12 protein-coding genes are annotated in these 12235 nt (G+C 68.2%); all 12 read left to right on the forward strand.

The window, feature by feature from the left end; translation table 11 throughout:
- Positions 1–169: 169 nt before the first annotated feature.
- Positions 170–478: a WXG100 family type VII secretion target gene (locus ACL03I_RS19350; RefSeq protein ID WP_355072187.1), complete on the forward strand. Its 309-nt coding sequence runs from the start codon at positions 170–172 to the stop codon at positions 476–478.
- A gap of 43 nt (positions 479–521) precedes the next feature.
- Entirely contained in the window at positions 522–839 is a 318-nt protein-coding gene (locus ACL03I_RS19355; RefSeq protein ID WP_412806615.1) for a hypothetical protein, read from the forward strand.
- A 368-nt stretch (positions 840–1207) separates the two neighbouring features.
- Positions 1208–1519: a hypothetical protein gene (locus tag ACL03I_RS19360; RefSeq protein WP_355072191.1), complete on the forward strand. Its 312-nt coding sequence runs from the start codon at positions 1208–1210 to the stop codon at positions 1517–1519.
- Between the two features lie 30 nt (positions 1520–1549).
- Positions 1550–2914, forward strand: a complete 1365-nt coding sequence (locus ACL03I_RS19365; protein WP_412806616.1) for a PPE domain-containing protein — start codon at positions 1550–1552, stop codon at positions 2912–2914.
- A gap of 56 nt (positions 2915–2970) precedes the next feature.
- Positions 2971–3801: an ESX secretion-associated protein EspG gene (locus tag ACL03I_RS19370; protein WP_355072195.1), complete on the forward strand. Its 831-nt coding sequence runs from the start codon at positions 2971–2973 to the stop codon at positions 3799–3801.
- A gap of 34 nt (positions 3802–3835) precedes the next feature.
- Positions 3836–5428 carry an AAA family ATPase gene (locus ACL03I_RS19375; protein ID WP_355072197.1) on the forward strand — a complete coding sequence of 531 codons (1593 nt, stop codon included), beginning with the start codon at positions 3836–3838 and terminating at the stop codon, positions 5426–5428.
- On the forward strand, positions 5425–6948 hold the full coding sequence (gene eccD, locus ACL03I_RS19380) for a type VII secretion integral membrane protein EccD (RefSeq protein WP_412806617.1): 1524 nt from the start codon (positions 5425–5427) through the stop codon (positions 6946–6948). The genes ACL03I_RS19375 and eccD overlap by 4 nt, the downstream gene beginning before the upstream one ends.
- Positions 6948–8306, forward strand: coding sequence for a type VII secretion-associated serine protease mycosin (mycP, locus tag ACL03I_RS19385; protein WP_355072201.1), 1359 nt, complete (start codon positions 6948–6950; stop codon positions 8304–8306). Before eccD ends, mycP begins: the two co-directional genes overlap by 1 nt.
- Complete coding sequence (gene eccE, locus ACL03I_RS19390; RefSeq protein WP_412806618.1) at positions 8303–10024, forward strand: type VII secretion protein EccE; 1722 nt, start codon at positions 8303–8305, stop codon at positions 10022–10024. The genes mycP and eccE overlap by 4 nt, the downstream gene beginning before the upstream one ends.
- 16 nt (positions 10025–10040) lie before the next feature.
- Complete coding sequence (locus tag ACL03I_RS19395) at positions 10041–10394, forward strand: helix-turn-helix domain-containing protein (protein ID WP_039804933.1); 354 nt, start codon at positions 10041–10043, stop codon at positions 10392–10394.
- 77 nt (positions 10395–10471) lie between these two features.
- The gene (locus ACL03I_RS19400; RefSeq protein WP_412806619.1) at positions 10472–11515 is read left to right on the forward strand and encodes a discoidin domain-containing protein; all 1044 of its coding nucleotides are present in this window, start codon (positions 10472–10474) and stop codon (positions 11513–11515) included.
- Between the two features lies 1 nt (position 11516).
- Positions 11517–12197: a hypothetical protein gene (locus ACL03I_RS19405; protein WP_412806620.1), complete on the forward strand. Its 681-nt coding sequence runs from the start codon at positions 11517–11519 to the stop codon at positions 12195–12197.
- The last annotated feature ends 38 nt before the right edge of the window (positions 12198–12235 follow it).

Genomic DNA, 12235 nt, shown 5'->3' on the forward strand with positions numbered 1-12235 from the left:
TCCCGGAGAAACCCAGGAGGTGCCGGTACTGGAGAAAGCCCCGGTAATCGGTGTGACCGAGGCAGTCGATGGCCTGAGTCGCGCATCGACGCTTCCGACACACACGCTGTCAACGTCCTCGGCGAATCCGTCCGAGGCAAGGTAAACGCCTTACAGGATAGGAATAGATATGGCAACCGGATACACCGGCGACCCGACCGAGATCACCGCAGCCGCCAAGAAGTTCTTCACGCACGCCGACACCTTCCGGAACCACTTGGGTATTCTCGAGGGCATCAAGATGGAGTATGCGCCCGCCGTTCAGGGTGCAACCGGAAACGCCATTCAGACGGCCATGCAGGGTGCTCTCGACAAGGGTGGCAAGCTGCATCAGACCTTCATGGAGATCGTCGACGTGCTGAATTCCGCCGGCGCGAACTTCGATAGCAAAGACCAAGAGAACGCGGCGCAGGTCAACAAATACAACATGAATTTCTGATGCGCGGTTAACGCCAGAATGCAATCGGGAAAGGTTTCGAAAAATGGCTTTGAAGAATGATTACGATGCGGTTGAGGGCCTGGTCATCCGGACCGACAAGGTGCTCAGCGACATGACCGTCGACGCGGGCGAGCGGGACACGCTCGCCAAGCTGCTCGCGGAGAACTTTCAGGGTGACGCCGGTAGTGAGAACTACGCCCTGCAGGTTCGCATCATGAAGTTGATCGAACAGTACAATCAGGCACTGACCGATCTCAAGGCGGCCACAAAGGTCGTGTCCGGCATCGACGGTGAGTTCCGCGTCGTCGACACCGGTCAGGCCATGCGGTTCTCGCAGATCGGAACCGGCGGGGCTATGTAGTAGCCGAGATCGCCATCTCCGGTTCGGAGATGGCCGATCGAACACGGACGCGGCGCTCGCGTTGTGCCGGTGCCGCGGCCGGTCGGAATCGAATGCAATCGCCCTCGACGAATTCGTTCACGAACATCGTCGAGGGCGATCGCATGTCCTGGATGCCGGTCGGCGGGGTGGGCGGACGACTCGTGTCACGTGACGCGTCCGTTCGGGTTTCAAGGGTCTTCTGAGGGCGGCGAGGGGGTGGCCGGCAGGGATGAATGCGAGCTCCGTGCCGAATCCCCATCTCTGGGAATAGCTTAACGTTCTGATTGCACCGCTCGATGTCGATGTACTACTCGCCAAGAGTGGGTACTGGTTGTTAGGAGACTTCCATGCATCTCGCTGTCGATTGGGATCATCTCCCGGTTATCGCTTCGCAACTGGGCGTCAGCGCGGAGGATCTGATGCTGATGCTGGGGGCGGCCGCTCCCGCCGCTGTCCCGGCACCGCCGGGTCTCGATGACGTGAGCGCGCTCATCCCCGTCGCGTGCGCCAAGCAGGCGGGGCTGTTCTTCCCCACCACGGCAAACGGAATCGCCCTTGGCACCGATGGTGCGGGCGCTCTACCGGAAGTGGGCGCCGCCTTCGCTGCCGGCGACATCGTCGGCCATGGCCAGGTGCTCAGCAGAGCAGCCGCGTTCTAGGCGCGGACAGCGCGAGCGAAAGCTGACGAGATGCTTGCTGTGGTACTCGGCGCGCTGGGGCCGGAGGGGATCATCGCCCCGGTGCTCGCCGGCGATGGGGTCGCCACGACGCGGGCGACCGCCAAGGTTTATACGGCAATGGCCGCGCGATTGAATGCCGCCGCGGCCAACACCGACAGTTCGATGCTCCAGATGAGTGCGACGTTCCAAGCGCTCACCGCGGACCAGGCACAGGCGGCATTCCGCAAACATGCGGCATGGTTGCGTGAGCAGGCGACCGTGGCCGAGGCAACCGGCCAGTTGCTGGACCGAGCGGCTGACATCTCCACTGCGGCGAAGGCCGCCATGGGGGTCCTCGCCGCCAAGGCCGCTCAGGTCCGGGCCCAAGAGGGTATCGCGCTCGGCGGCGGCTTCGGACCGTTGAGCGGGGCGGCCCTCCTCGAAGCCGAAGCCGAGTTGCTCGCGCTCAGAGGGGCCGCCCTCGGCGTCATGGGCGCTTATGCCAACGCGCTGGTGCCCACGCTCGCCGCATTGCCGCCACCGCTCGAGGCGCCCCCGATTGTGACGGGCGGGCCAGGGCCGGGCCCGCAGACGCAAAACGTGTCTTACGACAACCCGACCGACTACACCGGTAGCGACTTCACCAAGACGGACCTATCGTCGACGTCTACGGGCGATGGGCCGACCGGAACGGACAACAACACCGGATCGGGCGGTGATCAGAACCCCACCGACACCACACAGCCCACCGACACCACCCAGCCAACTGATCCCACTCAGCCCGCGGATCCGACCCAGCCGACGGATCCGATGGACCCGGCCACGAATCCCGAGCAATTGTCGCCGGACCCGAACGCCAATGGCTGGTCCGGGGATTCGGGAATGAACGGCATGGGAGACGGAGCCACGAACGATTCCTGGCTCTACGGCACGTCGCAGAACTCGCCGACGTTGGCCGCATTGAGCGGTGGGGCCGGGAGTCTCGTCGCGCTCAATATGGCCCGCGGCGGCCTCGGATCGATGCCAGGAGCCGCGACCGGTTTCCGGATGCCGACCAACTGGAATCCAGGAGCCGGGCGGGCCTTCGGCGCCATGCCGCAGCAAGCGGCGTCCGGACCGATGGCCAGGAAGGGCCCGCCGCGCGGTGCGGTTGCGCCCAAGGCGCGAATGCGACGACGCCGCGACGACGAGAAGAGGTCGTCGAAGGTGTTCGTCCCTGGCGAACCGCAGGATGTTCCGGTACTCGAGCAACCTCCTGTCATCGGGGTCATCGAGTACGAGGACCGGGACGGCCGAGACGAGCCGATGCTCGAATCGGTGCTGGCGGTCGGCGTCATCGAGCGAAACGACAACGAAGACGAAGCGGTGCTCGCCTCCCCAGAACGTCCTCGGTGAAGCGCGCCGAGGCCGATCCAGTCGAAGGAGATGATCACAATACATTCGAGGAAGGTGTGGAAGACGATCCGGTCGCAATCGACCTGAATGTCGATGCGGCCCTGCTGTTACAGCATCTGGTCGACATCGAGTCCTATCCGCCGGTATTGGCGCTGCTGCCGAACATCTACCGCATCGAGGATCGGGATCGGGTACATGCCGTAGTCGCCGCGCAGCTCACCGAAGTGGGCGTGCTCGAGGACGGACGCGTGCACCCGGTCGTCGAGCATTGGCTGCGGTGCCTGTACCGGCCGGACGTGGAAATGGCGGTACGGATCCTGGACACCGGCTTGGATGGCCAGCCGAAAGGAATGGTGCGGATGTCACTGGTGCGCGCGGGCGAGACCCATGTACTCGCGGTGCGCTCCGACGACCATGTCGTCATCCAGTCGGTGTTCCAGCAGGACGACCAGCTCGACACCTTGCCGGCGGCCGTTCTCGCCGCTCTCGGTCCGGCGCCGGTGTTGCAGTTCGAGCCGGTCGCCGCGACGGTGGAGCAATTCGGCGAGATTCCCGATGAACAGGACGAACGGCGGCGCGCCCTGGTAGAACTCGGGGCGGAACCGCATGCCGCCGCGGTGCTGAGCCGGGTGCTGGACGAGGTGGTCCGACGGGCCGAAGTGGTGATCATCGAGCACCACGACGGCAGCTCCGCGCAGTCCGTATCCAGCGTGAACGTGGTGGATACGCTGTCGGGGCGATTCATCGTGACTCCGAGCGTCGCGATGGACGGACGGAAGTGGGCAAGATATGCGCCGGGCGATGACGCGGCCCTACGGTCGGGTATCGGGGCGTTGATCGACCTGCTGCCCGGTCGAAGTTGGTTCGACACCAGCAGAACGAGCTGAACGTCGGACCGTGTTTGTCGAGAGGACGACGGAAATGAACCGAGCACCGAGCAGAAACGGTCATGAGGCCGAGTCCGCGCGCGCTCGCGGCGGTTACGACGCGTACTTCGCACCGACGAACGAGCTGACCGACGCGGCTGTCGCACCGGGCCCCGCCCCCGAGGCCCGGCAGGACGCCGACAACCCCACGCCCGCTGACCCCGTGATCGGCCCGCCGCGTGAGCCACGGCCGCCCGCCGGGGAACCCGATCCACGCTCGACCCAGGCAATGGTGACGCCGCCGACTGGCGCGAGCACGCTGCCTCCGCAAATGAATGCGCAGGCAAGCACGCCGCCGCCCCAGACGAATGTCCCGCCCGCGCAGACGAGTACGCCACCACCTCAGTTCAATTCCGCTCCGCCGCAGGCGGGTACGCCTTCGCCGGATTACTCGGCGCCGCCTGCGGCAGCGCCGAGAGCAGCGCAACAGTATTCGGCACAGCAGCGGTCCGCCGAGCAGTACCGAGCCGAGCAGCAGTCCGCCACGCAGTCTCAAGCGATCGCGCGCACCGACGCCGCATCCGCGAATGAGGAGTGGTCGTCCGGCTCGGCGACCCCCTGGGTCCCCGAGCGCGTCGACCGCACCGCCTATGAGCCGACGCCGCGGATCGAGGTGCTGCCCGCCGCGCTCAGTTCGATCGAACTGCTCGCCGACATCTCCGCCGCGAAACGCGCGCAGCTGCGCTCCTCCTCCGGAATGCGGGGTGCGCTCAACAAAGTCGGTTTCAACCTCGGGCTCTCGCCCGCTGAACAGCGTGCCGAGGACCGCAAAGCGCGAATCCGGACCCAGCTGACCACGACTTATCAGATCGCGGTGATCAGCGTGAAGGGCGGCGTCGGCCGCACCACCACCGCGGCGACGCTCGGCTCGACTTTCGCGGGCCTGCGCCCGGACCGGGTGGTCGCGATCGACGCGAACCCGGACTTCGGCGACCTCTCGACCCGTACCTGCAGGCACCCGTACGGCTTGACCCTGCGCGATCTGGCGCAGTCGCAGAATCTCGACGCGTTCTCCGCGGTGCAGTCGTTCACCTCGATCAACTCCTCCGACCTCGCGGTGATCGCCTCGCCGTGGAGCACGGAGGCCACCGAGGCGTTGTCCGGCCGGGAGTACAGCACCGCCGTGGAAGTCCTGCGCAAGCACTTCAATCTGCTGGTGGTCGACTGCGGGACCGGCGTACTGGATTCGGTGACGTCGACGGTGCTGCAGACCAGCGACGCCGTCGTGGTCGTCACCCCGGCCACCGTCGGCGGCGTCACGGGCGCGGTGGCCACCTTGAACTGGCTGAGCTCCCATGGCCTGCAACACCTGATCGCGAAGTCGATCGTCGGCATCGTGCACCACCAGCCGCTGAAGCCGACCGTCGACGTGGACGCGATCGAGAAGCTGTTCGAAACCGCGCAGCGCCCCACCTGCGTGCTGCCCTACGATGCGCACCTGGCCGAAGGCGGCGAGATCGACCTGCGGTTGTTGGAAAAGGAGACCGTGCTCGCGTTCGAGGAGCTGGCCGCCTGGCTGGCCGATGGATTCCCTGGATACCTCTCCAGCGGCGCCGACAACTCCGGTGACCGCGGAGGGTGGCGATGAGTACTGCCGTCGCGCCCGCGCCTGCCGGGACGCAGCCGTCGGCGGAGGTCGCACGGGCTCGGATCGCCGTGATGATCTCCACGTATCAGGTCGATGTGGTGGTGCCGACCAAGTTCACCATCGAGACGTTCATCGACGACCTGCTGGTCGTGCTGGCCTCGGCGATCGACGACGAGAACGTCGATTTCACGCCGCCCCAGGGGCAGTGGAGCTTGGCCCGCCCGGGCGAGCCGCCGATTCCGCGCTGGCGCAGCCTCGCCGACCACGACGTCACCGACGGCACGGTGCTGATGCTGTCGGTGGTCGAGTCGGCGGAGGTGTTCACGCCGGTGGTGGAGGACATCACCGACGCCCTCGCTCTGATCAACGAGCGCGAGTTCGCCGAGTTCGACACGAACACCGCCGCGATCGTCGGTCTGGCCGTGCTCGGGATCGGGGCCTCGGCGGTGGCCGCCATGCTGGCCTGGTCGTGGACCATGACCGGTTCGACCTTGTGGTGCGGCCTGCCCGCCCTGTTGCTCGGCGGGCTGTGCTGGGCGGGCGCCGCGCTGTCGCGCAGGCGCAACACTCCGGCGATGATCACCCTCGGCTTGACGCTGGCGGCGACGCCGCTGCTGTTCGCCGGAGGTGCCATGCTGGTCCCGCCCGCCTACGGTCAGCCGGGCCCGCTCGCCGCGGCCAATCTGGCCGCTGGAGCGGTGGTCGCCGCGGTGGCCGCCGCCACCATGATGCGGTTGAGCAGGATGGGTATCGCGACCCTGATGGCGGTCACGGTGCTCGGCATCGCGTTGACCGTCGCCGCCTTGCCGCTGACCTATGTGGAGCTGTCCGTCGGGCAGGTCGCGGGTGGAGTGGTGTTCGTCGGAATCGTGCTGCTGACCATGGCGCCGCGTTTGGCCGTGGTCATCGCGCGCATCCGGCCGCCGGATCTGCCCGACCCGGGCAACGAGGTCTCGCCGACGACGCTGACCGACATCTTCGACGCGGAGACGGTGCGCGAAGGGGACGAGCACACCGCGGTCGGCGAACGGCAGCGCACCGCGGAGGAGGCCGGTATCGAGGGCCGCGCGCGGCTCGCGGTGACCAGCCTGCGCGGCCTGATCGCCGCGATCTCCACGGTGCTGGCCCTCTCTTCGGTGATCTCGGCCGCGGTCAGCCCCGGTGGCATCCGCGAGATCGTCATGGGGGCCGCGATCGGCGGCCTGCTCGCGATGCGCGCGCGCTGGCACCCCGACCGGGTCCAGGCGATCGCGCTGATCGCCGGGTCCGTCGTCACCGTGTGCGGGATCGGCTTCGTCGAGGTGGGCGCCTACGAGACCCCGATCGCGCGTCTCGTGGTCGGACTCGTGGTGGCGTTGGCGGCGTGCGCGGCGTGTGTCGCCGCGCTGCGGTTGCCGGGCAAGCGGCTGTCCCCGGTCACCCGCCGTGTCATCGACTTGGTGGAATACGCCCTGATCCTGGTGGTTCCGGTGATCGCCTTCTGGATCATGGGCGTTTACACCGCTATGCGAGGAATCTGATGAAGGTCGGCAGTGCCGCGGTCGCGGTTCTCGCCGGGGTGATGCTGGCGATCACCGCCGCCCCCGCTGTCGCGCTGGAGCCGCCGCAGGTCGTGGTCGGCTCGCCGCCCGCGGACGACCCGCCGGGCCCCGAGGAGCCGATGAAGCAGCAGAAGGGCTGCCTTGCCTCGGGCGTGCTGCCCGACAGCGACCTCAGTCGCACCCCACCGGCGGAACTCGCGCTGGATCTGCGCCGCGCCAAGGCGCTGAGCCGGGGCGCCGGAGTGACTGTCGCCGTCATCGATACGGGGGTGCAGCCTCACCCGCGTCTGCCCAACCTGGTCGGTGGTGGCGACTACCTCGCCGCCGGCGGCGACGGACTGTCCGACTGCGACGCGCACGGCACGCTGGTCGCCGGAATCGTCGGCGCCACAGCGGATCCCACGGACGGATTCTCCGGTGTGGCGCCGGACGCGCGGATCATCTCCATCCGCACCCGTTCCGGCGCGTTCAGCCCCGAGCGCCCGAGCTCCGATCCGAGCCAGCGGATCGCCGTCGAGATCCGGACCCTGGCCAGGGCGATCACTCGCGCCGCTAACCAAGGCGCCGGTGTGATCATCGTGTCGCTGCCGATCTGCATGCCGGTGGACGCGCAGGCGGATCAGTCCATGCTCTCGGCTGCCATCGGCTATGCCGTTCATGTGCGCGGAGCGCTCATCGTGACCGGCGCGGGCAACGCCGGGGGTGGCGCCAATTGCGCGCAGAACCCTGACATCGATTCGACGCGCCCCGCCGACCCTCGCAACTGGCGCGACGTGAAGACGATCTCCACACCGGGGTGGTTCGGCGCCGACGTGCTCACGGTGGGATTCACCACCGCGACCGGCGCGCCCATGCCGGATTCCCTCACCGGACCGTGGGTTTCGGTCGCCGCACCCGGCACCGGCATCGAGTCGCTCGGCCCGAGCGGCGGCGGCCTGATCAATGGCGTCGGCGAACCGGACAAGCTGGTGCCGGTCGGCGGCGCGTCGTTCGCCGCGGCTTATGTGGGCGGTGTGGCCGCGCTGTTGCGCTCGCGGTTCCCCAACGAGACTCCGCGAGAGATCGCCTCCCGCCTGCAAGCCAGCGCGCACGCTCCGGCGCGCGGCATCGACAACATGGTGGGCGCTGGGATGATCGACCCGCTGGCCGCCCTCAGCTACCGCACACCGCCCCAGCAACCCGCGGGCCTGTTCCGGTCCTCGGAACTGCCGATTCCTCCTCCGCCGCGGGCCAAGGATCTGCGTCCCGCCGTCACCGCGACCGTCGTCATCCTCGCTGCCGTGCTGCTCGGGTTGGCGGGAAGCCACCTGAGTTCCGCGATGCGGAGGCGCCGGTGAGTTTTCCGAGCGTACGGGTCGCCGGCGTCGAGCGTGGTCCGTTCGCCGCCTTCGTCGTCGTGGGCAGCCCCCTGTTGGTCGGGCTGTCGGCCAAGACGCCGTGGTGGGTAAGCGCGGTGGTGGTCACGGTCCTGGTCACGACGGTGACCGTCCGGGTGAACGGGCGGACCGCGATGCGCTGGCTGCTGGACTGGGCGGCCTACCGCACCGGCCGGACCGCGCGGGCGCGCGAACGCACACAGTCGGCGAAGATCCAGGACGTACAGGTGGCCGCGGGCGTGTGCGGTGTGAACGAGGCGGGCGACACGCTGATCGCGATGATCCAGCTCGCGCCCAACCTCGATCTGCCCACTGTGATCGCCGAGCGAACCCTCTACACCGAGGACACCATCCCGGTGGACCTGCTGCTACCGATGCTGGACCAGTTCGGCATCGCGGTCGACATCGACATCGTCACGACCGGTCAGCGGGTCCGCTCCACCGGCAGCTACAGCATGCTCTACGACCAGCTGATCGGCTCCCACCCGGTGGTGGGCGACCGGCTGACCTGGCTGGTGGTCCGGCTCGATCAGGAACGCAATCTGGCGGCGCTGAGCAAGCGCGGGCCGTGCTCGGTGGTCGCCCCCAAAGCGCTGGCCAGCGCCACGCATCGGATCGCGGGGCGGCTGCGCGAGCGTGGCATCGCCGCGCAACCGTTGCCCGCCGCCGCCCTGCGGGACGCGACGCGCCTGCTGCACGCCGGAATCGAACTGTCCGACCTTCGGGAGACCTGGAGCAATCTGCAGACGTCGGTCCCCGGCCGGTGCGTGACCAGCTTCCTGATCGACTGGTCCCGATTGGGCGGGGTGGGCCTGGACGACTGCTGGACCTGGAACCGCGGCCGCACCACCCTGGTGGTGAGCCTGACCTCCGACACCGATGGGCCACGCGCCCTGGTCCGGTTCATCGGCCCGGCTGTCACCACCGAACCGCCGGACTACCTGCGGCTATTGGGCGGCGACCAGTCGAAGGCCCTGCTGGCGTCGTTGCCGACCGGCGGCTCCATCCGCGCCTTGCGCGGCTTCGAGTCCGGCGCTGACATCGCGCCCGAGGATCTCGCTGCCGAGCTGGCCATCGCGATCGGTCCGAACGGCCAGATCCTCGGCGCGATCAGCGGCCAGCCGCGCCACACCCTGGCGTTGCCGCTGTTCGACCCGGCCCGGTTCAACCCGCGCAGGCGCACCATCGACGTTCACGCCAAGCTGCCCGTCGCTCAGCAGATCATCCTGCGGGCGATGGTGGTCGGCGCGGACGTGGAGATCCATTCGGCGCGGCCGGACAGCTGGCGCCAGCTCGTGACCGCGGTCGGCGACCCGCGCTCCATGCGCTTGGCCGACCCTGGCGACGAGCACACCGGCGCAGCGAATGCGGAGGCGGAGATCCCGGCCACCATCGCGGTCTTCGACCATCTGCCGCCGCGTGCGTCCAACGCGCACACGACGGTCACCATCAGCGAGCCCGGCGGTCCGCGCAGGCGTGCGGTCGATCTCGCGATCAACCAGGTCAGCGCGACCGCGGTGGACGTGAGCATTCCGATGCGCACGGTGCGGGTTGACCTCATCGAGCCGAGAGGCGAAACCCGATATTTCGATACTGTCGACGGCCCGCCCGCGCATCCCGCGGGGGCATCCGGACCCGTGGTTGCACCTCCGCAACCCGGTGGCCGTCGCGTGAGCTGATGGGAGCGGTCGGTTAATGTCTATCACCGTGGTAGCGGACACCCATTCCGATGGTGGCGAACTCCCTCATCAGGACGCCGGGGACGCTCTGACCCCGAGACAGGCAGCTGCGGCGATCTTCTCCAGCCGGTTATCGGAGCTGATCGCGGAATCCGTCGTATCGACCGAGGACGGATCGACGCGGTCGCTGACGCTCTACTCGCTGGCGCAGCACCTGGAACTGGCCTACCCGGACGTGCCGGTGTCGCAGTCCGGCCTGTACCGGCTGATCCACGGTGACGCGATCCCGCGCCTGGATTTGGTGATCGCGCTGGCTCGGGTCTTCGACGTGCCGCCGGAGTACTTCGTGACCGAGGAGAAGAAGCGCTGACCCGGACGGTCGGCTGTTCTCTCCACCGGGAATAGCGTCGGCTCGGCGGGCGGCTCCGTCCGGTTACGATCCGGACCATGCCCGCCGAGGACCCGGGAGACGTTTTTCTCCGTCATCGAGGTGCGGTCCTCGACACGCTGCTCGCCGATCCTTCGCTCGGGTCCTCTGCCGCGTCGTCCGGCGTCGACTTCGACGGCGGGGCGGAGCTGGGCGGTGCGGAGAACAGCGTCGCGTCGCTGGGATTGCCCGATCTCGACTCGGAGCCGCGTGACGTCGCGCCGCGGCGTCGCACCGGCGATGGGCCGAAGGCGAGCGAACGAATTCTCGCACTGCTGAACGGGCAGGCGCAGGATTCGACCCCGGCGATGGATCTCGCCAACGACTACTCCTCGGTCGCCGCCCGAACGAACGCGCCGTCCGAGCCGGAGCCGGAGCCGGAACGCACGTCCACCGCCACGGCCAACCGGCTCCCGCCCGCCCAGCAGATCGCCAAGGATGCGCTGGTCCAGCTGCGCAAGCCCAAAGTCGCGTTGATCGTCGCCGCGGTGGTCGCCGTGCTGCTGTTGCTGTTGCTGATCACCACCGGTGGCGGGGAGAAGAACACGGCGCAGAGCCAGCTTCTGGTGGTCACGCCGCCGCCGACCTCTGCCGCGTCCTCGGCCTCGCCCGCGCCGCCGTCGAGCTCGATCATCCAGCCGAAGTCCGCGGAGTCGAAGTGCCCGCCCGGGAGTACCTCCGGGATGGACGCTTTCGGCGGGCAGACGGGCAAGGCCTGGTCCTGCGTGCGCGCGTACAAGGTCGATGGTCAGGTCATCACCATCGATCTGGGCAAGACCTATCAGATCGACTCGATCGGCATCGTGCCCGGCTGGGATCACATCAGTGCGGACGGCACCGACCAGTGGGCGAAGTATCGGACCGTCAGCCGGGTTTCGTACCAGTTCGACGACGGCAACAAGACCGTCTACACGCAGCCGACCCTCGATCAGCGGACGTTGGTGGTGACCAAGATGGAGCCGGCGGTGAGCGCCTCGAAGATCGTGCTGACCGTGCTGGAGTCCAAGGGCGACGCATCGATCAACACCACTGCCATCGCGTCCATCGTCATCACGGGGCACTGAGGTGTCTGCGCTGCCCGAACTCGCCTGCCAGTACTGCGGCCACCGCAACACCGGCGCCGATTCCCGCTGTGCGCATTGCGGAGCGCCGCTGCGCGCGGCCGTGGACGCGGTGCGATCCGCTGCGGAGAAGCTGCCCGCCCAGGCCGCCGAAGTCGCCGAGAAGGTCGGCGGCGAGGCGAAAAGGTTTGTCGACAAGGCATATCCGCGCTGGCAGTGGCGGGCGGCCGGGGTGCTCGGGTTGCTGATGGTCGTGGCCGTCGTCTGGGGTCTACGCTCCTGTTCGCCGTCGCTGCCGTCGCTTGCGCAGGGGAGCGCGCCGGTCCGGGCCATGCCGGATCTGCTGCGCACGGCGGCGACCTGTCAACCGCTGGATTCCGGCGGGCAGCGGGAGAAGTGCGTCATCGCCGCCACCGACCCGATGTTGTTCGGCAATATCGCGGGCGGCCGGGACCTGACCTTCTACGCCGAACTCCTACCGCAGGATCGTCTGGCCGACAGCATCTCTCGATGGCGCGGCGCAGGCGGGACGGCGCTGGTCGACGGTCCCGTCTACGCGGCGATCGGCCCGTCGGCAACCGTCTGGTACGCGGACACCCGGACCGGCTTCCGGTTGGAGACAAGCAACTTCGCCGGTCGAACGGGCGCGCAGACCTTCCTGTCGCGTGCGGGGCTGGTCCGCTGACGTAGCAGCCCCGCGTCAGCCGGGCTCGGAAAATCCCT

Source organism: Nocardia sichangensis (assembly GCF_047200615.1).
Lineage (GTDB): Bacteria > Actinomycetota > Actinomycetes > Mycobacteriales > Mycobacteriaceae > Nocardia > Nocardia sichangensis.

Coding starts and splice junctions, on each gene's coding strand:
- ACL03I_RS19350 (WP_355072187.1), top strand. CDS start 170: ATGGCAACCGGATACACCGGCGACCCGACCGAGATCACCGCAGCCGCC.
- ACL03I_RS19355 (WP_412806615.1), top strand. CDS start 522: ATGGCTTTGAAGAATGATTACGATGCGGTTGAGGGCCTGGTCATCCGG.
- ACL03I_RS19360 (WP_355072191.1), top strand. CDS start 1,208: ATGCATCTCGCTGTCGATTGGGATCATCTCCCGGTTATCGCTTCGCAA.
- ACL03I_RS19365 (WP_412806616.1), top strand. CDS start 1,550: ATGCTTGCTGTGGTACTCGGCGCGCTGGGGCCGGAGGGGATCATCGCC.
- ACL03I_RS19375 (WP_355072197.1), top strand. CDS start 3,836: ATGAACCGAGCACCGAGCAGAAACGGTCATGAGGCCGAGTCCGCGCGC.
- eccD (WP_412806617.1), top strand. CDS start 5,425: ATGAGTACTGCCGTCGCGCCCGCGCCTGCCGGGACGCAGCCGTCGGCG.
- mycP (WP_355072201.1), top strand. CDS start 6,948: ATGAAGGTCGGCAGTGCCGCGGTCGCGGTTCTCGCCGGGGTGATGCTG.
- ACL03I_RS19395 (WP_039804933.1), top strand. CDS start 10,041: ATGTCTATCACCGTGGTAGCGGACACCCATTCCGATGGTGGCGAACTC.
- ACL03I_RS19400 (WP_412806619.1), top strand. CDS start 10,472: ATGCCCGCCGAGGACCCGGGAGACGTTTTTCTCCGTCATCGAGGTGCG.